The sequence below is a fragment of the Hyphomicrobiales bacterium genome, assembly GCA_039989895.1.
Classification (GTDB): Bacteria; Pseudomonadota; Alphaproteobacteria; order Rhizobiales; family JACESI01; genus JACESI01.
In genome coordinates, this window is record JBDXGY010000006.1 from 1,101,108 (window position 1) to 1,123,344 (window position 22,237).

At 45.0% G+C, this 22,237-nt stretch carries 24 protein-coding genes and 3 tRNA genes; 12 read left to right on the forward strand and 15 right to left on the reverse strand.

The window, feature by feature from the left end:
* Positions 1–75 precede the first annotated feature (75 nt).
* Positions 76–867 carry a rhomboid family intramembrane serine protease gene (locus ABJ081_11685; protein ID MEP6357330.1) on the reverse strand — a complete coding sequence of 264 codons (792 nt, stop codon included), beginning with the start codon at positions 865–867 and terminating at the stop codon, positions 76–78.
* 373 nt (positions 868–1,240) lie between these two features.
* Here ABJ081_11685 and ABJ081_11690 point away from each other — a divergent pair, with 373 nt between their 5' ends.
* From ABJ081_11690 to ABJ081_11700, 3 genes are all read left to right on the forward strand, one after another.
* Complete coding sequence (locus ABJ081_11690; protein MEP6357331.1) at positions 1,241–1,855, forward strand: PAS domain-containing protein; 615 nt, start codon at positions 1,241–1,243, stop codon at positions 1,853–1,855.
* Between the two features lie 139 nt (positions 1,856–1,994).
* Positions 1,995–2,597, forward strand: coding sequence for a PilZ domain-containing protein (locus tag ABJ081_11695; GenBank protein ID MEP6357332.1), 603 nt, complete (start codon positions 1,995–1,997; stop codon positions 2,595–2,597).
* 615 nt (positions 2,598–3,212) lie between these two features.
* A complete protein-coding gene (locus ABJ081_11700) occupies positions 3,213–3,830 on the forward strand; it encodes a transglutaminase-like cysteine peptidase (protein ID MEP6357333.1) in 618 nt (205 codons plus the stop codon).
* Between the two features lie 134 nt (positions 3,831–3,964).
* Here ABJ081_11700 and ABJ081_11705 read toward each other — a convergent pair whose 3' ends face one another.
* Positions 3,965–4,492, reverse strand: coding sequence for a gamma carbonic anhydrase family protein (locus tag ABJ081_11705; GenBank protein ID MEP6357334.1), 528 nt, complete (start codon positions 4,490–4,492; stop codon positions 3,965–3,967).
* A gap of 45 nt (positions 4,493–4,537) precedes the next feature.
* Entirely contained in the window at positions 4,538–4,876 is a 339-nt protein-coding gene (locus ABJ081_11710; GenBank protein MEP6357335.1) for a hypothetical protein, read from the reverse strand.
* Between the two features lie 187 nt (positions 4,877–5,063).
* Here ABJ081_11710 and ABJ081_11715 point away from each other — a divergent pair, with 187 nt between their 5' ends.
* The gene (locus ABJ081_11715) at positions 5,064–5,744 is read left to right on the forward strand and encodes a hypothetical protein (protein MEP6357336.1); all 681 of its coding nucleotides are present in this window, start codon (positions 5,064–5,066) and stop codon (positions 5,742–5,744) included.
* A gap of 28 nt (positions 5,745–5,772) precedes the next feature.
* On the opposite strand, the gene ABJ081_11720 is transcribed toward ABJ081_11715, so the two are convergent.
* The 3 genes from ABJ081_11720 to ABJ081_11730 form a co-directional block, all read right to left on the reverse strand.
* A complete protein-coding gene (locus ABJ081_11720; protein ID MEP6357337.1) occupies positions 5,773–5,988 on the reverse strand; it encodes a DUF3126 family protein in 216 nt (71 codons plus the stop codon).
* 152 nt (positions 5,989–6,140) lie between these two features.
* On the reverse strand, positions 6,141–6,980 hold the full coding sequence (gene cysE / locus ABJ081_11725) for a serine O-acetyltransferase (protein ID MEP6357338.1): 840 nt from the start codon (positions 6,978–6,980) through the stop codon (positions 6,141–6,143).
* Positions 6,981–7,128: 148 nt separating this feature from the next.
* Positions 7,129–7,884 (reverse strand): alpha/beta hydrolase, encoded by a 756-nt coding sequence (locus tag ABJ081_11730; protein ID MEP6357339.1) that lies wholly within the window; start codon positions 7,882–7,884, stop codon positions 7,129–7,131.
* A 144-nt stretch (positions 7,885–8,028) separates the two neighbouring features.
* Between ABJ081_11730 and ABJ081_11735 the strand changes: the two genes are divergently transcribed.
* Both ABJ081_11735 and ABJ081_11740 read left to right on the forward strand, forming a co-directional pair.
* A complete protein-coding gene (locus tag ABJ081_11735) occupies positions 8,029–8,274 on the forward strand; it encodes a zinc-finger domain-containing protein (GenBank protein ID MEP6357340.1) in 246 nt (81 codons plus the stop codon).
* A gap of 3 nt (positions 8,275–8,277) precedes the next feature.
* A complete protein-coding gene (locus ABJ081_11740) occupies positions 8,278–9,402 on the forward strand; it encodes an FAD-dependent monooxygenase (GenBank protein MEP6357341.1) in 1,125 nt (374 codons plus the stop codon).
* A gap of 17 nt (positions 9,403–9,419) precedes the next feature.
* Here the strand turns inward: ABJ081_11740 and ABJ081_11745 are convergent, their stop codons facing one another.
* The gene (locus ABJ081_11745; protein MEP6357342.1) at positions 9,420–10,919 is read right to left on the reverse strand and encodes a fumarate hydratase; all 1,500 of its coding nucleotides are present in this window, start codon (positions 10,917–10,919) and stop codon (positions 9,420–9,422) included.
* Positions 10,920–11,062: 143 nt separating this feature from the next.
* Between ABJ081_11745 and ABJ081_11750 the strand changes: the two genes are divergently transcribed.
* The 3 genes from ABJ081_11750 (at position 11,063) to ABJ081_11760 (ending at position 13,485) form a co-directional block, all read left to right on the forward strand.
* Positions 11,063–11,377, forward strand: a complete 315-nt coding sequence (locus ABJ081_11750) for a 4a-hydroxytetrahydrobiopterin dehydratase (GenBank protein ID MEP6357343.1) — start codon at positions 11,063–11,065, stop codon at positions 11,375–11,377.
* A 93-nt stretch (positions 11,378–11,470) separates the two neighbouring features.
* Complete coding sequence (locus tag ABJ081_11755) at positions 11,471–12,595, forward strand: CaiB/BaiF CoA-transferase family protein (protein MEP6357344.1); 1,125 nt, start codon at positions 11,471–11,473, stop codon at positions 12,593–12,595.
* 86 nt (positions 12,596–12,681) lie between these two features.
* A complete protein-coding gene (locus tag ABJ081_11760; protein MEP6357345.1) occupies positions 12,682–13,485 on the forward strand; it encodes a lytic murein transglycosylase in 804 nt (267 codons plus the stop codon).
* A 284-nt stretch (positions 13,486–13,769) separates the two neighbouring features.
* Here the strand turns inward: ABJ081_11760 and ABJ081_11765 are convergent, their stop codons facing one another.
* From ABJ081_11765 to ABJ081_11795, 7 genes are all read right to left on the reverse strand, one after another.
* Positions 13,770–14,354 (reverse strand): hypothetical protein, encoded by a 585-nt coding sequence (locus ABJ081_11765; protein ID MEP6357346.1) that lies wholly within the window; start codon positions 14,352–14,354, stop codon positions 13,770–13,772.
* Between the two features lie 163 nt (positions 14,355–14,517).
* Positions 14,518–14,594, reverse strand: a tRNA-Arg gene (locus ABJ081_11770).
* 17 nt (positions 14,595–14,611) lie between these two features.
* Positions 14,612–14,917, reverse strand: a complete 306-nt coding sequence (locus ABJ081_11775) for an ETC complex I subunit (GenBank protein MEP6357347.1) — start codon at positions 14,915–14,917, stop codon at positions 14,612–14,614.
* Positions 14,918–14,968: 51 nt separating this feature from the next.
* Positions 14,969–15,045: transfer RNA gene (locus tag ABJ081_11780), tRNA-Pro, on the reverse strand.
* A gap of 140 nt (positions 15,046–15,185) precedes the next feature.
* The gene (locus ABJ081_11785; GenBank protein MEP6357348.1) at positions 15,186–15,659 is read right to left on the reverse strand and encodes a DUF192 domain-containing protein; all 474 of its coding nucleotides are present in this window, start codon (positions 15,657–15,659) and stop codon (positions 15,186–15,188) included.
* Positions 15,660–15,715: 56 nt separating this feature from the next.
* Complete coding sequence (locus ABJ081_11790; protein ID MEP6357349.1) at positions 15,716–16,300, reverse strand: cold shock domain-containing protein; 585 nt, start codon at positions 16,298–16,300, stop codon at positions 15,716–15,718.
* Positions 16,301–16,471: 171 nt separating this feature from the next.
* Positions 16,472–17,266, reverse strand: coding sequence for a Sir2 family NAD-dependent protein deacetylase (locus ABJ081_11795; GenBank protein ID MEP6357350.1), 795 nt, complete (start codon positions 17,264–17,266; stop codon positions 16,472–16,474).
* A gap of 146 nt (positions 17,267–17,412) precedes the next feature.
* Here ABJ081_11795 and ABJ081_11800 point away from each other — a divergent pair.
* From ABJ081_11800 to ABJ081_11810, 3 genes are all read left to right on the forward strand, one after another.
* Positions 17,413–17,487, forward strand: a tRNA-Glu gene (locus ABJ081_11800).
* Positions 17,488–17,772: 285 nt separating this feature from the next.
* A complete protein-coding gene (locus tag ABJ081_11805) occupies positions 17,773–18,702 on the forward strand; it encodes an MBL fold metallo-hydrolase (protein ID MEP6357351.1) in 930 nt (309 codons plus the stop codon).
* Positions 18,703–18,732: 30 nt separating this feature from the next.
* Positions 18,733–20,016, forward strand: a complete 1,284-nt coding sequence (locus ABJ081_11810; GenBank protein MEP6357352.1) for a HupE/UreJ family protein — start codon at positions 18,733–18,735, stop codon at positions 20,014–20,016.
* A 133-nt stretch (positions 20,017–20,149) separates the two neighbouring features.
* On the opposite strand, the gene ABJ081_11815 is transcribed toward ABJ081_11810, so the two are convergent.
* Entirely contained in the window at positions 20,150–22,018 is a 1,869-nt protein-coding gene (locus ABJ081_11815) for a GDSL-type esterase/lipase family protein (GenBank protein ID MEP6357353.1), read from the reverse strand.
* Between the last annotated feature and the right edge of the window lie 219 nt (positions 22,019–22,237).

Here is a 22,237-nt window from a genome sequence, read left to right on the forward strand (position 1 = left end):
TAACTTATGAGCTGAAGGCAAGTTTAGTATAGTGAAGAGAGAAGGCAAGAAGATTCACAATCAAAAACTCTGCGCTCATTCTGCACGTTCAACAGGATCGAACAATGGAAATAGGATTAGGCCCGCCAAAAAACCACCAATATGGGCCTGCCATGCAATAGAGGTCTCACCGTCAATAACGCCACTTCCAAGGCCAAATATCAGGTTAATGGCGAACCAAATACCAAGAAAACTAACAACTTGAACATTTCGCGCCATTTCAAAAATAGATAGAGACGGTAGGAAGAACGCACCGGGATGATCTGATCGTGGTCGACCGAGCGGACCATAGGGTACAAAAGCAAACCGCGCTGCACAGGCCATATGTGCTGAAATAGCTGCCGAAGCCCCTACCACAGGAATAGGCGAGCCCCAATTTGTTGCTAAATGTAATAACGCACCAGCCACTGAGCCAATCAGCGACATAAGTATAAATCGTACCACACCAAACCGTCGCGCAAGCGCACTGCCAAAAACCAGCAACCAAAACACATTCACAATAATATGCAGCCAGTCGCCGTGAATGAACCCATAGGTCACAAAACTGGCCAAAGCACCCGCCTGTCCGCCTGGGAAAAAATGCTCTAAACCCACCATAGCTTCAGCGTTAAAACGTACCGGGAAAAAAGCAAAGGCAAGCAAAAACTGTTGATCACCATCAGCATCAAGAATGTAAAAGCGATAAAGATGAACCGCTGCAAGTAGTACAATTGAGACAAGAATGACCATTGGCACATTAAAGGCTGGCTGCCTGCGCTCATGATCTGTCACCGAGTCCTCACTGGACTCCGATTTTCCATCAAATTCACCATTACCATTATGTGCCAAAGTTATTCTCTCATGTCGTTGATGTCGTTCAATGAAGTGACATGGACATAAATCTAAACAAAAAGAAACCGTCCAACGATTTAACGTTGAACGGTTAGGTCGAATCCCACAACCAAATTTTTTTGTTTAACCCGTGGAGCTTCCCTCGTGTTGAGACATAAATGGACCATTTAAGTGCCCTCATCAATCTTTACTCCTCATTAACCTTAACGATCAGTAAAGCCGTTGAAGACAGCCCACACCCCTGATGTTGGCATGTCTCCTGCGATACAACAGGCAGACACAAAAGAAATACGTCTCGTGTCCGAAAATCGAACACTACGAGTACATCATTGTACGAAAAAAATGAATTCAGGGGCTAGACTGGTACAAAATGAAACATACTCATACGAATGAACTTTACATATACTGGAATCGCATTAGAGGCGCCCGTATTGCGCCGGATCGCTCAGCATTAGAGCCCGCAGATATTCGAAATGTTTTAAAAGATACATTTATCCTGCATGTTGGCGGGAGCGACGACTATACTTTCCGGTTAGCAGGAACCCGCACATGCAGTCTTTTTGGCCGCGAAGTGAAAAACAGCAATTTCATGGATCTATTAGATGGCGATAGCAAAGACGCCATCCAAACACTTCTGCATACGACGTGCGAAGATGCATCAGTGAATATTCTTGGCCTTGTTGGCAAGAACAGACAAGGACTTACAATACCACTTGAAGCAATCTTTCTGCCTTTAAAATTGAATGGCCGAACAGATGCCCGCATTATGGGATGCTTAGCGCCACTACAAATGCCTTATTGGGCCGGTATGGAGCCAATTAAACAACTTCAGCTTTCCAGCCTTCGGATGATTATGCCGCATCAACATAAAGTAGAAATCGCACGCCCATTGCAAGCAGACATTGAGGCTGAAGAGCAAAGCATAAAATTTTCTGGATCTCGTAAAGTCGGCCACCTGACTGTGCTTGATGGCGGCGTACACTAGACCTCCCCGAAACAATTACACTGACTGATTTCGATAAAGCATTACGTTCTAAATTTTTTTATGGCGCATAAATACTACTTGTTAACCAACCGCGACTATTATTTGGATCATTACATCGCAACTCCAAGATAGAGTTTTCATGACTGCTTTTATGAAATCAAAACGCCAACGTGCTGACATGCCGAAATTAGACCGTCGTAATTATCAGCGCGTAAAAATCAATGTCTTGGGTCGATTTATGTTGGAAAATCAACAGGAATACCCGTGCCATATTCGCGATATGTCACCCGGAAACCTTGGAATTAGCGGACCTATTTCAGGTGAAATAGGTGAAAAAGTGGTCGCTTATGTTGATCATGTTGGCCGCATTGAAGGCCTCATAACCAGAGTTTTTGATAGTGGTTTTGCAATGTCTGTTAATGCGCCACTGCGCAAACGTGACAAATTATCCACTCAGCTTACTTGGCTTGCCAATCGCCATGAACTCAATCTACCAGAAGATCGTCGCCATTTACGCGAAGCTCCTGAAACACCTTATGCAAGCATCACATTGCATGATGGAACCGAAGTTAAAGCCAAAATCCTCGATATGTCGCTATCTGGTGCAGCTTTAATGCTTGAACGGCCTATTCAAATTGGCGCACCACTCTTGGTTGGAAAAATCAGATCACGTGTTGTACGCGTTTTCGAAGAAGGTATTGCGGTAGAGTTTTCAAAAATACAAAACACTGATTTCGGCTAAGAGCTGACATATTGCGTAAAGTCGAGCTTTCCTTGCGATTTAGCAATCAATTTTTAACCAACTAATTATGCATCTAATTTTATTTCACGGCATAATTGCCTTGTGAAATGACGCTTTCTGACGTTCAGATTCATGTTTCTTCGAATAATTTGCCCTGAAGTAGCCTACAGGTAGTGCTCAATTTGAACGAGCAAAACGACAGCCCCTACAAATTACATCACGAGACTCACTTCAATAACAGTGTATATTAAGCACTGCTATACGGCATGAACTCATGCGCGAATAATCAATTATAAATCATATAAGCTACTGATATTATTGCACTTTACAGGATATTCCCGCTTAGGGAGAAAAAATCCCTTATAATAAGCAATAAAAAACGCGCCATATTTCAGCGCGCCACAATGTCACTGTTTCAAAATTACATAAAATTTTATGCAAATTTGCCTCAAAGACAGATAAATATCTCCTCAAAATCGATTTAAAATCAAATATAATTCTCGCTACATTTTACTAAAACTATGTATTCATTTGAATAAAATGCAGTAATCGAAATTTTCTGAAAGTAAAAAACTATTTTGTAATGTCCATCCCATAGGAAATGGGAGCAATAAAATGCTAGGGACTACAACAAAATTCATATTAAAGACTGCGATTATTGTTAGCGCAGTGACTTTTATAGCAAACAACGCAGAAGCCAAAAGTATACCGTTTATGGATACTGGAAAAATAACCAGTATACCTATTGGACACTATGAGTTCTGCAATCAGAACCCTTCAGAATGTCGGACAAAAACAAAAGGTGATGTGCGCGTTAAATTGACAAAGAAGAATTGGGAAACAGTTCTCAATGTCAATTATCAAGCAAACCAATCAATCGAAGCTGTCACAGACGCTGATCTTTATGGCACAGAAGAATATTGGACATACCCAACTCATGCAGGTGATTGCGAAGATTATGTTTTAGAAAAACGTAAAGCCTTAATGGCGCAGGGTTGGCCGCCTTCAGCTTTGCTAATCACGGTTGTTTTGCAACCAAACGGTGAAGGCCATGCTGTTTTGACCGTACGCACAGACCGAGGTGACCTCGTTCTTGATAACCTTGATGATCGTGTGATGCTGTGGAGCGAAACGCCGTACACTTACATCAAGCGTCAGTCTAAGAATCACACTGGTAAGTGGGAACTGATTAAAGACATTCGTGTCGGATCAGTAGCAAGTATCAGCCAGTAAAACGAATTCCGGCATCGCTTTTTAAAAGCACGCCAGAAAACAAGTTCTCGGTCGCGTCCCACACCCCATCCCACCTAAGTGACCGAGCTACAGGAGCCGACCCTTCCCCAGGGGTCGGCTTCTTTTATGGTTTTTTATATTGCCTTTAAACCAGCCGCGAAGCGCTTCCAGTTTCGAACATAATCATGGGATGATAAGCGCAAACTCTCGACAGCTGCGTCATCAAGTGAGCGCACCACTTTGGCTGGCATACCAACAACCAGCGAGTTATCAGGAATTATTTTATTCTCTGGCACCAAGGCATTGGCACCAATCAAACAATTTTTGCCGATGCGCGCACCATTCAAAACCGTTGCCCCCATACCAATCAAGCTATTATCTTCAATTGTGCATCCATGAAGAATAGCGCGATGACCTATCGTGCACCCCTTACCAATGGTCATCGGAAATCCCATATCCGTATGCAACATGCATTGGTCTTGAATATTGCTGCCCTCACCAATGTATATCTGTTCGTTGTCGCCCCGCAGCACAGCGCCAAACCAAATCCCAACATCTTCACTAATGACAATATTACCTATGATACTAGCATTATCAGCAATCCAGTATTTTCCAGCCTCTGGCAACTGAGGCATGCGATCATCAAGGCTATAAAGACTCATGGCTTGCTTTCATATTTTTGGAATCGAACGATGATGTTATTAGTCTCAAGCCAAAAAAATACTCGTCCGAATGGAAAGAGCAAAATGCATAATCACTAAGCCGGTACAAAAGCTCCATAATGAAGCGATACCACTGGCCATAATAACCCAGCCCAATGGCCGCCCCTCAATACGCCGTCCGCGCAGTGTATTACGCATGATAATAAACGGGCCTGCAAAAATACAAACGAATACACCAACTAAACCATTGATAAAACTATCATAATTAATTGAAAATCCAACTGGTTCTGTCTTCCAAAGCTGAACAAAAGAACCAAGAAGGCCGGCAGATGCAAAACCAGCGCACACAATATACATCGTTATCAATAATTCAGTCTGTATCATTTTAAATCGCACCTTTTAAATATAGCGCTCTTCAGCCTTGTTTATGTATCAATACGTAACAATAACGCAGCGCTTACCTAATCATCGCAAACCCTATGCCAAAATACGGTGCCTATCTCATCGCGAGATATGAAACTGCGCGTGAATCATGGCATAGAGGATAAAGGAATCACGGTGTCGAGGAATTATGAGCCTAACAACTAAGATATTATCGGGCATATTTGTGCTTGTCATCGCCACAGCAGCTATCCACTTCGCCTTGCGTCATTATACCAATCCTGCTGTTCTCGGCGATCACTCAATCAGCACAGAACCAGTTGATGTTTTGATATCCAAAACCTCATTGCAGATTCCGCAAAACATCATTCGTCGAGGCAGGCAAAGAATATCGGGTCGCCAACAATTTATTGACCTATATTTTCAATGGCCATCGCTCAAAGGATACAATCAGGAAGATGCTGCTATTTATGAAAGTACGGCCCAACTTGAATCATTGATTTTTGTATCATTGATTGAAACTGAGCCACCGAATTCTCCCGAGCAGCGTCTGGAAGGTATTTATCGACGTTTTTTCACTGGTAAAGCATGGAGAGGTCCAGATGGCCTGATAGGCCAAACACTAGACCCCGCCTCCGGTTATAAATCCGAGGATGTGTTTTATGCTAGAAATAACTCTGAATTATTTGTGACGCGTTGCCTGCAGGAAGAAAAACTCGGCGAAAACAATATCTTACCAACGTGTCTTTATGATTTCCAATTTGAAAAGAATATTACGGTCAATATACGTTATCACCGTAATTTATTACCTGTATGGCGCCAAATCGACAGTAGCATAAAGCGACAATTGATATCGATGCGTGTGCAATAAGCGCATCAATCAAAATAGTTTCTTCGACTTAGGCTTCGTCCAAATCAATATCAAGAATAGCGATATTCAAATCATAAGAACGTTCGCCATCTTCCTCATCAACATAGATAACGCCAACAAATTCATCCGCTATATAAACTTCAGCAGAATCCTTTTTTGTCGGGCGACCACGTACTTCAAGAGCAGTCGAATTAAAGCGTTTTTTGAGATAGGTCTCAAGGCGCAGGATTTCTGTCTTGTCCACATCAATCTCCAAATTGCATGGTCCCAGCTTTCAAAGTCGGGCTAAATTTTATCTTGAAATCTCTATGACATGTGAAAGCAAAAGTGAAAAGAGCAACAAACACCCTTTTCCCCGCTCGGTTCATTTTCGCGAGGTTTCATTCAACCTTCAGCCTAAATACCTTGGCCAATGAATAAATCTTCTTTTTCAGCCAAAATCTGATCCATAGAGCGCGATGGTTCCGAACAACCACCTTTGCCCACAACCTTGGCTGGCACACCAGCAACGGTTGTTTCAGGCGGCACTTCTTTTAAGACAACAGAACCGGAGGCAATGCGCGAACAATGGCCAACCCTGATATTACCAAGAACCTTGGCACCTGCACCAATTAAGACGCCATCACCAATTTTAGGATGACGGTCACCACCAGATTTGCCAGTGCCACCCAATGTCACATTTTGCAAAATAGAAACATTATCGCCAATAACAGCCGTCTCGCCAATGACAACACCAGTTGCATGATCCAAAAATATACCTTGGCCCAGCTTCACGGCAGGATTGATATCTACTTGAAAACGCATGGAAATTGATGACTGAATGATCAGCGCGAGATCACGATGCCCGCGCGCCAAAAGCCAATGCGCAAGACGGTGGGCTTGGAGCGTTTGAAATCCTTTGAAATAGAGCACCGGCTCAATAAACCGTTCACAAGCCGGATCGCGTTCATAAACAGCCGTAATATCCGCACGCATCATCTCGCCAATTGATGGTTGATCAGCTATCGCATCACGATAGGCCTCAACAAAAACAGACGAGCGCAAATCGCGGTTCTCTAGGCGGTCAGCAATGCGCGCGGCAATTACTTCTTCGAGTGTTTCATGATTCAAAATCGCAGAATACATCATGCTGGAAACAGTTGGCTCACGATGAACCGCAGACTCCGCCTCACGTCTTATTTCATTCCAAACAGGGTCAACTGTTTTAAGATGTGACTTAGAAGATTGAATACTCACTGTTGTGCTCCTCGCACTGATAGAGACGGCAACGCCGAACTAAACACTGGTGTTATTATAAGGGAATATCGGTGTTAGAGGAATGGATTCAAGCAATTTTCTTGAACTATCACATAACAAGACTAACGCTTTTCATGAAAAATAACAATCAAAGTTGACGCGATAAGAACTCAACAACTCCTGCTTTATAGATTTTATCACCCACGGCTCGCATGTGATCACGCCTTGGAATAGGCAGCCCTTCCCCCTTTGGTAATAAATCAACCAGCCCCTCAAGGTCACCGGCCACGTCATCTTGTGTTCCAACAGCTGCTAAAACTGGTTGTTGAATTCGACGAATGTCATCGGACTTAATTTTAGTGCGTGATTCTCGAATACACGCAGCAAGCGCTAGCCGATCGCTGTTTGTTTGATCCGCAAAGGCTCTAAAGGCAATAGCGCCCCGGTCCGTTAAAGTGGATGGATCATCCACTTCCAGACCATGCGCAATTTCCATTGTGCCCGGCACGCCATTAATGAGCCCCATACCAAGCCCCCCAAAAATAGCAGATTTAACGCGATCAGGATGATTGAGACAAAGAAATGCAGAAATACGCGTACCCATAGAATAACCCATCACATAGGCCGACTCAATTTCAAGATGATCCATGAGGCTGCGCACATCCTCAGCCATCAGCGGAGCATCATAAAGCGCAGGATCATAGAGTTTCTCGCTCTCCCCATGACCACGATTATCATGTGCGATCACGCGGTATCCAGCACCAGTTAGCGTATCGAACCAACCCGGAGAAACCCAGTTCGTATAGGAATTAGACGCAAAACCATGCACCAGAAAAATTGGCTCACCCTCACCCACATCACGATAGGCTAGCTCGACGCCATTAGAATTGAATTTATTCAACATATTTGTGCCTCACAGTTATTCTAAAAGCGCATTTCATGCTTTACGATAATGTCTAAAGTGTATTAGATTCGACCAAATATCTACTAGGCATATCCTGCGCACCGTCATAGGGTTTGATACAGAATAATAAAAGGGTATTCGAGCATGGCCGATACACATATTCCACACTTCTCTAACGATTCCGGTGTGGAACAGATCGAAATAGGCGTCAAGGAATTCATGTGCGTTGGCGCAAAAGCTCCTTTTGATCACCCTCATGTCTTCATCGACATGGGAGTAGAAGATGTGAAAGTATGCCCCTATTGTTCAACTCTTTATAAGTATAATCCCACTCTCAAATCGCATGAAACACGCCCTGAGGGTAATCTCTATACAGAAGATGCAGCATAAAACTTGGCTGCATCCGCCGAAAAATCTGTAACGATTGTAGGCGCAGGCATTGCTGGAATAACAGCCGCTTTATGCCTGAAACAACACTCTATACCAGTAAAAATCATTGAAAAACGCGCCAATATCACCACGGCTGGTGCTGGTATTCAAATAACGCCAAATGCTTTCAGAGTCCTTGATGGGTTGGGCCTTGGTGAACGCATTAAAACATCCGGCCATGCGGTGAACCATCTCAGCGTCTGCACGGGCCGATCAAACACAATGATCACACGCATGCCGCTTGGAACAGATTTCGAGCGCACCCATGATGCTCCTTATCTGGTTTTAAAGCGTCAGGCCTTAATCGGCGCCCTTTATGAACAGGCCGTAGCACAAGACATCGACATTCAATTCAACACAAAATTCGCGCAGAAAGATGGGATCATCATCGGCGCTGATGGCGTGTGGTCATCGCTACGCCAACAAGTAAACTCTGTAGAGGCCAGCTTTTCTGGTCGCACAGCCTTTCGCTGCATGATTGCCGCAAATCAGGCACCAAAATGGACCGCAACCAATGACCTTGCCATGTGGCTTGGCGGCAATGCACACTTTGTAGCCTATCCAGTTGATGAGAAGGGCACGCTTAATCTCGTTTGTGTCGTGAAAGATAAACAACCAGAAAAACGCTGGTCCACCCCCGCTGCACCGAGTGATATTTTACACCATCTCAAAGATTGGAATGATGAAATCATCAGCCTTGTGCAAAAAGGCGAAAACTGGCAGCGCTGGCCGCTTTATACTGTTGAACCCAAACAATCATGGTCACGCGATAACAAGGTCCTGATTGGAGATGCAGCCCATGCCATGGTGCCTTTTTTGGCACAAGGCGGGGCCATGGCCATAGAAGATGCTGCAACGCTCGCCCATGTCATCGCCAACAAAACAAATATAAATGATGCCTTTGCCGTATACCAGTCATTACGAAAAGAACGCGTCACCCGCGTGTGGAACGAGGCAAAAGCGAACGGCGAGCGCTATCACTGGTCTAGCATGATGGCGCGTACCCGCGACCTTGGCTTGAAAGCATTAGGCGGCAAGCGTCTGCAACAACGCTATAACTGGATTTATGAATGGCAACCGCCATCGTGAGCCTTCCGCTTAGCGCTTCACTCGACTGCGCGGCGATACTGGCGTGGTCCTGTCTGGTGAACAGACGTTCCATTGGCATCAACGGCAACCGTCACAGGCATGTCCTTGATAACAAGCTCGCGTATGGCTTCCATTCCAAGATCTTCATAGGCCACCATCTGCGCTGACTTTACAGCCTTTGAAACCAAATAAGCCGAGCCACCAACAGCTATCAAATAAGCAGCCTTATGCTTTTTAATCGCCTCTATTGCTTCCGGCCCACGCTCAGCCTTACCAATCATCACCTTAAGGCCAGTGGCCGCCAACAGTTGTGGCGTGAAACGATCCATACGGGTGGATGTGGTCGGCCCTGCTGGACCAATAACCTCATCGCCCACCGCATCAACTGGACCCACATAATAAATCGCGCGACCTTTGAGGTCGACGGGCATCTGCTCGCCCTTGTTGATCGTCTCAATCATCCGCTTATGGGCTGCATCACGACCGGTTAAAAGCTTGCCTGAAAGCAAAATAGTTTCACCCGGCCTCCAGCTTTCAACCTCCGCGTCCGTCAATTGATCAAGATCCACACGCCGCGAGCTGCCATCTGTCTGATCAATCACGATCTCAGGCCAGTCCGAAATATCAGGAGGCGTCAAATCAGCCGGTCCCGTGCCATCCAGCTCAAAACTCACATGGCGCGTTGCTGCACAATTGGGGATTAGCGCCACCGGCAGTGATGCTGCATGAACTGGAAATGTTTTTATCCGCACATCAAGCACGGTCGTGTTGCCACCTAGCCCCTGCGCACCAATACCAAGCCCATTCACACGATTGAAAATCTCAATACGGGTTTCTTCTATCAATGACGAAGGACCACGACGCAGCAACTCGCTCATATCCATATGCTCATTAAGGCTTTGCTTCGCCATAATCATGGCTTTTTCAGCGCTACCACCAACCCCTATGCCAAGCACACCGGGCGGGCACCAGCCTGCGCCCAGCTTTTCCACCGTGTTCACAACCCAATCAACAACAGATTCAGACGGCTCCAAAACGGTAAATTTCGCCTTATTCTCAGATCCACCCCCCTTGGCAGAAACATCCACTTTTATGGTGTCTCCTTCCACCATTTCAACATGCACAATGCACGGCGTATTATCGCCAGAATTCTTACGCTTGCCAAAAGGCTCAGTGACAATCGAGGCTCGCAGCGGGTTGGTGTCATGCAGATATGCACGCCGCACAGCCGCATCGGCCAATTCCTGCAAAGACTTATTGCTCAAAAGCTTCGCGCCCATACCAAAGCGCACGAAAACATGGGCCGTGCCTGTATCTTGACAAATTGGTCGCCGTCCTAGTGCACACATCCGAGAATTGACCAAGATTTGCCCCATGGCAGACTTCGCAGCCGGACTTTCCTCCCGCTCATAAGCCGCCGTCATATGTTGAAGAAAATCCGGCGGATGAAAATAAGACACATACTGAAGCGCATCAAAAACGCTCTCAACAAAATCATCTTCTGTAATATCAGCCATGTGTTATATTCTCCTGTAATACACAATGAACGTGCCATTTAATTTTATAGACAAAAGTCCATTTATAGAAAGGTACAATATCATCGACGAATCTTGATTCACAGTTTATATTTTATCGACAACAAAGCAGATAGGAACAGATAATGGCCGAAACTTTAAATAAAGAAGAGCTCAGCGCTGCCATCGAAACATTGTCTGGATGGATAGTTTCAAGCGAAGGGAAATGCCTAACTAAATGCTTTAAATTTAAAGATTTCATCGAGGCATTCGGTTGGATGACACGTGTATCCACTGTTATTAATAAGATAGATCATCACCCTGAATGGACAAATGTTTACGGCTGTGTGGATGTGACACTTTGCACCCATGACAATAACGGAATCACACAACTGGATGTCGATTTAGCGCGTGCTATGAATGACATTTCTGCTGGCAAAGGCCAATTTGACACATACTAAGATTTTGAAGCTATAGACTGCCAATTGCTATCATGGACCGCCGTTTCCTGATAGCATCCTATCAATAGATTATTTTTTAGGATGAGCGGATTAATGAAAGACCTCGAAGGATTGCTCGTCGTCTCGGTAGAACAAGCGGTCGCGGCACCCTATGCTTCTGGCAAATTGGCCGATGCAGGCGCGCGTGTTTTAAAAATCGAACGCCCCGAGGGGGATTTCGCGCGTGGATACGATAAACACGTCAACGGCAACAGCTCATATTTTGTCTGGCTCAACCGTGGCAAACAATCAATCTGCCTTGATCTAAAAAAGCCTGAAGATCACGCGATCCTCAACCGTATGCTAACCCAAGCAGACATCTTCATTCAAAATCTTGCGCCTGGTGCGATTGAGCGCATTGGCTTTGATCCGGCCAAACTGCGTGACAAAAACCCGCGTCTTATCATCTGCTCGATCTCCGGATATGGGCATGAAGGCCCGTGGCGAGATCAAAAAGCTTATGATTTGCTGATACAGGCCGAAAGCGGATTATGTGCGATCAACGGCACTGAGGATGCCCCCGCACGAGTCGGAATCTCTGTGTGCGATATCGCAGCCGGCATGACAGCGCATCAATCCATCCTCCAAGCTCTTTATGCCCGCGAACGCACTGGCCAGGGTCGCCAAATCAATATTTCCTTATTTCACGCCCTCTCCGATTGGATGAATGTCCCCTATCTCCAACATCGCTACGGCAAAGCCACCCCAAAACGCGTAGGTCTCAAACACCCCTCCATCGCCCCTTACGGCGCTTATACCTGTCGTGATGGCAAAGTGGTTTTGATTTCAATTCAAAACGAACGAGAATGGCAAAATCTTTGCACCATTGTCTTAGGCAGGCCAGAGCTGAGTCGAGAAGAAGGCTTCGCCAATAATTCTGACCGCGTCGCCAACCGCACAATTGTTGACGGCATTTTTGATAATTTTTTCAAAAAGCATGAGCGCGAAGAAAATATCGCCCTTCTAAAGAAAGCCGACATTGCCTATGGCCGTCTCTCGGATTTGGATGATTTGATGGCACACCCCCAAAACCGGTTTATACGGGTTGAGACTGAAAACGGAGAAGCTGAACTTTTAGCCCCCGCCGCTGTTGTGGCCGGCAGAAGCGAAACATACGGTCCCGTACCGAAATTGAATGAGCATGGCGCTAAATTGCGCAGCGAATTTGGCTCAAATTAAGCACTAAACCCCTTAACACTAGAAATACTCTTCATTTTTCGCTTATAATAAAGTGAGCCATCTAATAACAACATTTGGATTGAATTATGATGAAAAGAACATTGATCGTCGTGGGCACAGTAGCACTCACACTTATGTCGAGCGCAGCAGTTGCCGCACAATGTGGGAAAAATGCCAACGGATTCAATGCATTCAAAAAAGATTTCTCAGCCTACGCCCAAAAGAAAGGTGTTGGCAAACGCGGTATTGCTGCCCTTCAAGGAACCCAATATTCCTCAGCGACGATAAAATTTGATCGCGTTCAGCGCAAATCTTTCAAGAAAGGCTTCGATGCCTTTTATAAACTACGCACAACCGGGCTCAAAAGACCTTCATTAGCTAAACTGAAAAAACACGCTGGCGTCTTTGCCAGTGTTGAAAAACGATTTGGCGTACCCAAAGAGGTTCTTGTAACCATTTGGGGTATGGAAACCGCTTTTGGACGCTTTTCCGGCAAACATGATGTGATCACCTCGCTCGCCACCCTCACCCACGATTGCCGCCGCTCCGATTTCTTCCGCCCTCATTTACTGGGCGCTTTACAAATCCTCGACAACGGTTGGATGCCACGCTCCCAAATGCGCGGCGCGCGCCACGGCGAAATCGGACAAACCCAGTTTCTACCCGGAAACTATGTCGCCTTTAGTGTAGATTTCGACGGTGATGGTCGCCGCAACCTTGTAAGTTCAGTGCCTGACGTCCTTGCTTCTACGGCCAATTTTCTCAAGAGGAAAGGCTGGAAAGCAGGTGGTAGCTACCAACCCGGCAGCCATAACTATAACGTGCTGAAGACATGGAACGCGGCCACGGTTTATCAAAAATCCATCGCCAAATTCGCCGCCACGCTTTGAAGCGTGTTTGCGCTCATAACGCGCTACGGCATGTATAAAGAAAATACTAGTAATTCGGGTAGTAATCTCGGCAGGTGTAATAAATCTTTTTAAAATTAATAGCCTAACGTTCCTCACTTACTTATTTGAACGCATTGTGCCAATTTAGGAATTTAATTCACAGAATCCTTGCAAAAACAATCATTTATAACGCTTCACCTAAGTTTATAATTACTTCAAATATCGCAAATGTGTGTGATGCAACTCTTGTTATCAATTGAAATTAAAGCCTGCATGAAAACGCCTCAAACAGAATATTTTTTCATCCAATAATCAAATAATCTTTTCGTCACAGGATGCATCTTTGATTGGTAGTAATCGCTTTTCCCTTGACTATTGTACCCTCCCCAGTCGCCAAATTTTCCTTGGCTAGAAATTGTCCTAAATTTTGTAAAATCTTCACACAGCTCTGAAAAGCGTTGACTATCAACATGCGGTGAACAAATGTCCGCAAGTTTTTGGAGTTCTGGCAGATAGTCCGACTTGTTTGGAGATATCAAATTCTCATAAACAATTTTAGATTTCTTCTGAGAAAATTCTTCATAATATTTTTCAAGGGCAAAGTAGTTCTTGATACTTCTTTTAATTTTCTTTTTTTGCTTCAAAAGACGACCTAATTTACCAGTTTTCACATGATGTGCTAAAATTGCCTCGGCAGGTTCTCTTTGTATTAGTATTAAACGTTCACAAAGTTCGAGATTAATCAGCACTCCATTATCATATACTTTATGCGACTTAAATCCAATTCGAGGTCCGCTAACATGCGATAATACAGATGGATTTTCAGAAAATTCAGTTCTAAAAATTGGAATATCTCGTGGATTATCCATACAACCCATTGTCGATCTTCCAGTTAAATATTCTATCAAAAATCTAGTAAGATGATTGCCGCTTCGAGGAAAACTACTAATGATGATCATTGCACATAATTCTTATATTTAGGGCTAGGGATAAATTTAAATTAATCCTTGAATATCAATCACTTTTAAAAAATGGCGATCCCGGCAGGACTCGAACCTGCAACATCCTGCTTAGAAGGCAGGTGCTCTATCCAGTTGAGCTACGGGACCCCATGAAAACGATTACCTTAGTGAGTCCAAGGCAATAGTCGTCCATATTTGAAATTATCAGCGTAAGCAACGCGCGTGATTTTGCGCTCTTTTGGCTTCACAACCACATAGTCGATAGAATTATGTTTGGCATAGGTCTCAGCCTCTTCCAGCGTATCAAAGGATAAACTGATTTGGCTTTTCATATCGCTTGAAGATGTATAGCCCATCAACGGATCACGCTGGCGGGGCTGCTCTGCATCATAATCCAGCATCCAGCCATTGGTTTTACCCCGTCCGGACTGCATCGCAGATTTCGTCGGCTTATAAATACGTGCAACCATTTTGTGTCCTTTTTCTCGTTGCTGCTCAACCGGCAGTCGAACTCACAAAAATGGTCGGAGCGAGAGGATTCGAACCTCCGACCCTCTGGTCCCAAACCAGATGCGCTACCAGGCTGCGCTACGCTCCGATAAACCCTGTCATAATATAATCAAAGGTCTGTGTCGCAAATTTCATCAAAGAATGGTCAAAAATTCATTGATTATTTTTGTCGACGCCCACTCCCTACACGGGGCTTGTTTTCAATTCAAGAGGAAAGGTGCAGAAGATTTATGGAAGTATGCATTTTGTTGCGCTAACCACCACGCTATCACCAACTTGGAGGCCATATTTGTCCGCAATGCCTGCATTAATTTCCAAAACGCTGCGCGCGGGCACATCGGATGAAATAATTTCCAGCGAAAAAGGTTTTGTGTTCTTGGCAATTTTTACAATTTTTCCCGTATCGCTGATAAAAACCATATCAAGCGACAAAATTGTATTACGCATCCACATATGCACGATGTCTGTTTCCTGAAAATCGAAAATCATACCGCCCAATTCCGGCAAATTTTCTTGAAACATCAACCCAATGGTACGTGATTCAGGGTCATCAGCCGCATGAGCACAAAATCGTGTTGCCTTGCCCTTGCCGCTGATCTCAACGGTTTGTTCAAGACGCAGTTCAACTGGTTCTTGTGCAAAGACAGCAGTTATGAATAAAAGACAGGAAAACAGACAGGCAAAAAAATAACGCATGATCATTTATATAAAATCACCACGCGTTTGTCGATTAAAACCAAAAGGTCTGCGATCAGTATTTAGTGAGAAGCAGGCAAACCACTAAAGTCAGATGGACGAATTTCCGCAACCATCAATCCTTTGGCACCATTACCATAACGAACAGTCATAATCTGTCCCGGGCGAAGCTCCGCAATACCATAACGACGCAAAGTCTCCATATGGATAAACAGGTCTTCTTCCGTATCTTGCAACATCAAAAACCCATAGCCTTTGATCCGATTAAACCATTTAACGGTTGCCGGAACAAAGCCGCTAGTTGCTTCAACAGGTGTATAGGAAGCTGATGGCTCTATCTGCGATGGATGCAAAGCAGTTGATTCATCCATACTTATGATACGAAACGCTTGATAGCCTCGCGTGCGCTCAGCAATCTCGCAAACAACACGTGCACCCTCATAAGCTGTCTGATATCCGTCGCGCCGTAAGCAAGTCACATGCAACAGTACATCTTGTGAACCATCATCAGGGACTATAAAACCAAACCCCTTAGAAACATCGAACCACTTGATGTAGCCGGAAATTTCTCTCAGGTTTACATTTGCCTCATCATTTGCCTCAGGCTTTTCACCAACAGCTGTGTCATTATTAAATTTGATTTCCATCGCAACGCCTCTAAACCCGCATCAAAATACAATTTTGCGATACCCAAAACGATTCTCTCTAAAGGATAGCATCAAGAGGGCATACCGCTAGCCCCTTTTTTTAAACTATCCCATGATTGTGGGGATAAATTCACTGCAACCTAGGGTTATCAAGGTTGTAAGGCTGCAATTTTAAGAAAACACCCCCCAGTAAAAACCAATATTATCAGTTATTTCTGTGGAATCCCCCCTCAACACCAGTTCTGCTTTCGAATCAAAAGAAGTTTTTTCACGGTTTATGATGCACAATGAAGCACCGCAGCTTAATGCACGCTCCAGCAAACCACTGGCTGGCCAAACCTGTAAAGAAGACCCTATTACCACCATATTTTTTGCCGAATCAACCATGGCTACAGCACGCTCCAGATAGGTCTCAGGCACATTCTCACCAAAAGAGACCACGGCTGCTTTAATCAACCCACCACAAGAGCATCGCGGCGCTGTGCCCTCTTCTTCCACATGACGTTTCATGTCCAATATTTGGAACTGCTGCGCACAAGACAAACAATGAGCATGGGCTCCAGTGCCATGAAATTCGACGATTCTATCATTCAATTTATCATTATTACGAGTTCCACCCGCTGCGCGATGATGCAACCCATCAATATTTTGAGTGATCACGCCAACTGCGCGCCCCGCCTCCATCATATGGGCAATCAACGCATGAGCCGCATTTGGTTTGGCTTGCCTGAAAAGCTCATACATATGAAAACGTCGGTCCCAATCTTCCAGTCGCGCGTCTTCGCTGTCCAAAAATTCGCCATATTCAATGATCCTATATTGCGACCAAATACCGCCTGGGCTTCTAAAATCAGGGATGCCGGATTGCGTGCTAATGCCTGCCCCTGTGAAAAAACAGACCGGCGCAGCACTTTCCATAAATTTTTTTAAAGCCGCTCGACACTCATCCAAATCGTCTAAAACCATAATAAAACCAATATTTTTATGACACTTTTCGATAAGAAAAACAGGAGTTTCCCCCTCAATATAAACCAAGTTGCCTTAGCGGCGATAAAAAGTGCATTTTCGCTCTTGTGTCCTGCCGATGAAATTATTATACACACCCTCACCGTGCGCCCTTCGTCTATCGGTTAGGACGCCAGGTTTTCAACCTGGAAAGAGGGGTTCAATTCCCCTAGGGCGTACCACATCATTCTTATTCAACTTAATTATTAAACAAATTGAAGAGCGATCAGCTAAGTCGCGCTAAGAATGAAAGTGCGAATTGTCCTGCCTTGATAACATGGCTTGGAACAAAATTTTACAACCATTCAAGATACCATCAAAATCCGTGACCATAATATTCTATGGAAACTAGATTGTCACAACTGGCCGTGCTAGCATTAAGAAATCCGCTTTACTAAGCCTTATAATCATTCAGCTTCTTGTGCGGGTAATAATGATTAGTGATATTTACAGAGAGTGTTTTGGCTATGAAAAATCATCAAAAACTAGTTCTCGCAGCCCTCGTTTCCGTTGGTGTAATTGGTGGCGCGGCAAGTGAAGCAATAAGTACAGGGTTAGATACTTGGAAGTCGGGCAAGAACCACAATCGTATTATTGATGTTCAAAATAATGGCGGCATCACAGAAGATACAGGAAAGGTGGGCGTTTCATTTTATAGCAACTCATCCTTCAAAATCACATCACCGCGCGGCCTGACCGTTATTGTTGATCCGTGGCGCAATGACCCCTCAGGTGCTTGGGGACTATGGTACCGAATGGATTTTCCAAAGATTGATGTTGATATAGGCATGTCAACCCATGCCCATTTCGATCATGATGCGATCGATAAGGTAGACGCCAATATGCTCCTTGATCGTATGGCCGGAACTTTCCAGCTGGGCGATGTAAAAATCACAGGCATCGCAGACAAGCACCAATGCGTCGCACCGGGAACTGTTGCTTGGACAGAGGCCGTAAAGCAGTTTGAAGGCCGCGAAGAAATTTGCGCCCCAACCAACGCCCGCCATTTCGACAATACCATGTTTATCATTGAAACAGGTGGACTGAAATTTTTGATGTGGGGCGACAACCGACCCACACCACCACAAGAAGTCTGGGACAAAATTGGCGAAGTTGACGTTGTGTTTTTACCAGTCGACGGCTCAAGACATATTTTAGATTACAAACAGGCTGATTCAGTATTTGCTAAAACCGGCGCGAAGGTCGCAATCCCACACCATTATTTGGTGCCAGAGACAACCTTTTACACGTCAACTCTTGAACCAGCACTCGAATGGGTAAAAACCCACGAACATACATTGTTGGAATCAGCATCAATTGAAATGGAAGCAAGCGATATAAAATCAAAGAAAAACCACGTCATGTATTTCGGCTCCAACAATATGGTAACTCAATAAAGAGCGATGGAGTTATCTAAGTTTTATCGAATGAGGCGGTGCGATCTACGCGCCGTCTTATTTTTTTACATAATCAATTTACTTGCCATTGGATCAATTTCGTTCCTTGCGGTTCAACAGTCCCACGCTCATTTCAATCTCAACGTTAATATCCGCGTCATCCATATCAGCCATGAGACAGACGGCCTTCGCGCGTTCATTCGCCTGCCCATGGCCTATCTCGTCGCCGACAAGCTTGGACCAGAGGATGGCAATGGAAACCGCAAAGCCGCACCCTTCACAACAAATAGCTTGGAAGATGATGTGCTGGTGCACTATCTGGATAAAAACGCTTTAGAACGTGACCCGCTTGGTCTTGGTCAATTCGTTCTTAATGGCCATCAAATTTTGATAGATGGCAATACTCTGGCGGGTGAACTCGTCAAGCTCAGAGCATACCCTGCCCTCCAACAAGCTCCCTTCGCACAGCTAGAAGAAGCACGCCGGGCACTCAAGGGCGATGTGTATCATAAAGACTTTGAGGTGACATATGTCGGTGACACAATTATCGATGCCGAGATTTTCTATCCTTCAAAACAAAAGATCACGCGCTACAAGCTAAAAAGCACACTCAACCCCGGATTAGAACGTCAAAACGAGACGGCAAATTTAATTCTCGACCATCAGGGTGAGGATGTTTTAACATTCAGAATTCGTGGTCTTTTAAGCGAACCGACTTCCATTTCACGCTCTGTTTTTAAAGCAGTCAGCACGTTTATCTGGGAAGGAATGCGGCATATTTTTGAAGGCTTAGATCACGTTCTTTTTGTCTTCTGCCTGGTATTGGGCGCAACACAAATAAGCACGCTTTTATGGCGTGTCACCGGCTTTACAATTGGGCACAGCATTACACTCTCATTAGGCTTTTTCGGCTTCATACCCAAGGGAGCATGGTTTGTGCCCTTTGTGGAAACGACCATCGCTTTATCAATCATTTATGCTGCCGTGATCGCCATATCGAAGACCTCTAAAAAGCATAGCTTATCGATCACCACGGCAATCGGTATTTTGCATGGCCTTGGATTTTCATTCGTTCTAAGCAAAATATTGCAAGTCGATTCCAGCAATTTATGGCAAAGCTTATTGGCCTTTAATATTGGCGTCGAAATCGGTCAGGTCGCAATCGTCTTAATCAGTGGTCTGCCTTTATATTACTTGATCCGAAAGTTCCCAAGCTATGCGGATAAACTACGTTTATTTTTAGCAATGCCTTGTATTATAATTGCAAGCATCTGGGCCGGCCAGCGATCTATCCAATTGATCAGCAGCCTTTAATTAATCAGCAACGCCTATGATACCTTGAAGCCACCCACACAGAACTTCAGTCACCTGCGCCGGTCCAAGATCCCACATCGCCTCATTCCATTTTATAGCTATTTGGGAAGCAGCGCTTAGCTTCGTCAATAAATTACAGAGCTGATGTACTCACAGCCGCAACAACTTGTGGCTGTTCAACCAGTGTATTGATGTAATTTACGAATGACTCCGCACTCTTGCGGTAACCTTTAGGGGTTAAATGAACACGATCACCAGCGGCAAGCCTCGGTGATGCCTTTGCCCACTGATCAATCCCGCATGCACCGCCCATCTCCTCACTCCAATCCCAGAAGTGACGACCATTGGCATTTGCAAAATCTTTCAATGCCGTTCTCACAGCGCCAAGCTTCACAGGAATACGATATGCACCGCAATAACCAGCAGCTTTGCCCGACCGCGCAAGACCCGATGCTGGTCCCATAAATAGCCAATCTGCTTGTGGCGCAGCGGCACTCAAATTAGTGTAAACTTTCTGAACCTGATTGCGATAAGAATTCATGTTCAAATTACCGTTGAACCCTTCATTCGTGCCATACCCCCAAACAATAAGGTCTGGCTTAAGATGACGCATGTCGTTGGCAACCAGTTTTGGGTCCCAACGGTTTAGTAAATAAGCCGTAGCACTCGTAATACCAAAATTCACATAGCGCACACCAGCATTCTCGCGACCGGTCGCCCAGTTTAGCACCGTGGTTTTACCACCTGCAGGGCTGACAACAACTTCTTCGCCTTTAGCTTCAATGCGTACAACTTTCGAACTGACAGTTGCTGCCTTAGCGTTAAATGTCTTGATTTGACCACCAGCAAAAAGCTTGACGGTGCCTTGTCTTGGCCCAGTCAAAACGGTTACTTCGGCCCAATCAAAAGCAGCACCTTTGGTTGATAGTGTCATTGTTGCCGTTGGCGAAGACGACGCAACCCGAACGCCGGAAAGGCCATAAGGCCCTGATTTAACTTTAACGCTATCAGCCGATGACCAACTACCACTTGTGACCATCCGCACACCATCAGCATGGGCATAACGATATGCATTCGCAGGAATAACCGCGCCCCGCCCTGCATCACCATATGTAGATTGAAGGCCATCACGAATACCGCGCGATAATGAGTCAGAGGAAATATGACTGCCACCAATATGCACAATTGTTAGCGGAGTTGTGCGGCTACCATCGCGCAATGCTTGCAGCTTTTTTCCAATTGTACTGCCGCTTAAATGACTGGTGTTCAAACTCGTAGGCAATTCAGGTCTTGCTCGTGGTGTCACAACTGCTGATAGTGGGTTTGCATTACTGGCTCCACGTGTTGGCGAGCCAAGAGTAATTTTACGAATTGAACCTGTTGTTGCAACATCAACATTATCGACGAGTGGTTTTGAAATACGGAATGTTTCAATTTTAACACGCCGTGGCTTCAAGCCTTCAATAGCCTCAACAGGCGCGCGGCCTTGGAAATGATCGACGAGTGAATTACCAGCAACAGCTTGTGGTGGTCCCACACGCCCAGCTGCGGATTCACTTGATGCCACTTGATTATGCTTGCCACTTTGAGCATCGAAACCAATCATGTAGACACTTGCAGACAGCACAAAAACGGCAGCAACCAATGAAAGCCCTACAACTGATTTGTTGAAATTTTTTGATTTGCTGTGCGATCCACCGTCGATATGATCCACAAGCGGCCCTGACGCGACACGCCCTTGGCTGCTCACGATACTTTCAACATAAGGGGCTTGCATATCTTCTGCGCCTGGCAAAGCAAGAATACAACCACCTCTATTGATGACAGGTGATGGCTCAACACTTGGCTGTGTCAAAATCGATTGAACTTCAGCAGCGGGCGCTAAACTAACTGGAGGTTTAACTTCGGCAATTTTTGGAGAAGAAAGGCTTGGTGCTTCACTTATCGGGCTGAAAGCTTTGACTTCAGGCAATGCTACCGACTTAGGACTCGTATTACTCATAACTCACCTACGCTACAAAATGAATGCGTCAAAAAACAAAAGCGCACACACAACTACAACAACAAGGAGCAACCAAATAGGCTCACTCCCGACTAGGCTAAGTGTGACGGTTCGCTATTAACATCAGGTTAAACATGTTTTTTGAGGTAAAATTAACGCTGTTTTCCGGCGTTTATTGTACGATTTTTAGTATCGAGCGAGAGGCTAGATGTCTATCAA

Coding starts and splice junctions, on each gene's coding strand:
- ABJ081_11690 (MEP6357331.1), top strand. CDS start 1,241: ATGAAACATACTCATACGAATGAACTTTACATATACTGGAATCGCATT.
- ABJ081_11695 (MEP6357332.1), top strand. CDS start 1,995: ATGACTGCTTTTATGAAATCAAAACGCCAACGTGCTGACATGCCGAAA.
- ABJ081_11700 (MEP6357333.1), top strand. CDS start 3,213: ATGCTAGGGACTACAACAAAATTCATATTAAAGACTGCGATTATTGTT.
- ABJ081_11705 (MEP6357334.1), bottom strand. CDS start 4,492: ATGAGTCTTTATAGCCTTGATGATCGCATGCCTCAGTTGCCAGAGGCT.
- ABJ081_11710 (MEP6357335.1), bottom strand. CDS start 4,876: ATGATACAGACTGAATTATTGATAACGATGTATATTGTGTGCGCTGGT.
- ABJ081_11715 (MEP6357336.1), top strand. CDS start 5,064: ATGAGCCTAACAACTAAGATATTATCGGGCATATTTGTGCTTGTCATC.
- ABJ081_11730 (MEP6357339.1), bottom strand. CDS start 7,884: ATGTTGAATAAATTCAATTCTAATGGCGTCGAGCTAGCCTATCGTGAT.
- ABJ081_11735 (MEP6357340.1), top strand. CDS start 8,029: ATGGCCGATACACATATTCCACACTTCTCTAACGATTCCGGTGTGGAA.
- ABJ081_11745 (MEP6357342.1), bottom strand. CDS start 10,919: ATGGCTGATATTACAGAAGATGATTTTGTTGAGAGCGTTTTTGATGCG.
- ABJ081_11750 (MEP6357343.1), top strand. CDS start 11,063: ATGGCCGAAACTTTAAATAAAGAAGAGCTCAGCGCTGCCATCGAAACA.
- ABJ081_11755 (MEP6357344.1), top strand. CDS start 11,471: ATGAAAGACCTCGAAGGATTGCTCGTCGTCTCGGTAGAACAAGCGGTC.
- ABJ081_11760 (MEP6357345.1), top strand. CDS start 12,682: ATGATGAAAAGAACATTGATCGTCGTGGGCACAGTAGCACTCACACTT.
- ABJ081_11765 (MEP6357346.1), bottom strand. CDS start 14,354: ATGGATAATCCACGAGATATTCCAATTTTTAGAACTGAATTTTCTGAA.
- ABJ081_11775 (MEP6357347.1), bottom strand. CDS start 14,917: ATGGTTGCACGTATTTATAAGCCGACGAAATCTGCGATGCAGTCCGGA.
- ABJ081_11785 (MEP6357348.1), bottom strand. CDS start 15,659: ATGATCATGCGTTATTTTTTTGCCTGTCTGTTTTCCTGTCTTTTATTC.
- ABJ081_11790 (MEP6357349.1), bottom strand. CDS start 16,300: ATGGAAATCAAATTTAATAATGACACAGCTGTTGGTGAAAAGCCTGAG.
- ABJ081_11795 (MEP6357350.1), bottom strand. CDS start 17,266: ATGGTTTTAGACGATTTGGATGAGTGTCGAGCGGCTTTAAAAAAATTT.
- ABJ081_11805 (MEP6357351.1), top strand. CDS start 17,773: ATGAAAAATCATCAAAAACTAGTTCTCGCAGCCCTCGTTTCCGTTGGT.
- ABJ081_11810 (MEP6357352.1), top strand. CDS start 18,733: ATGAGGCGGTGCGATCTACGCGCCGTCTTATTTTTTTACATAATCAAT.
- ABJ081_11815 (MEP6357353.1), bottom strand. CDS start 22,018: ATGAGTAATACGAGTCCTAAGTCGGTAGCATTGCCTGAAGTCAAAGCT.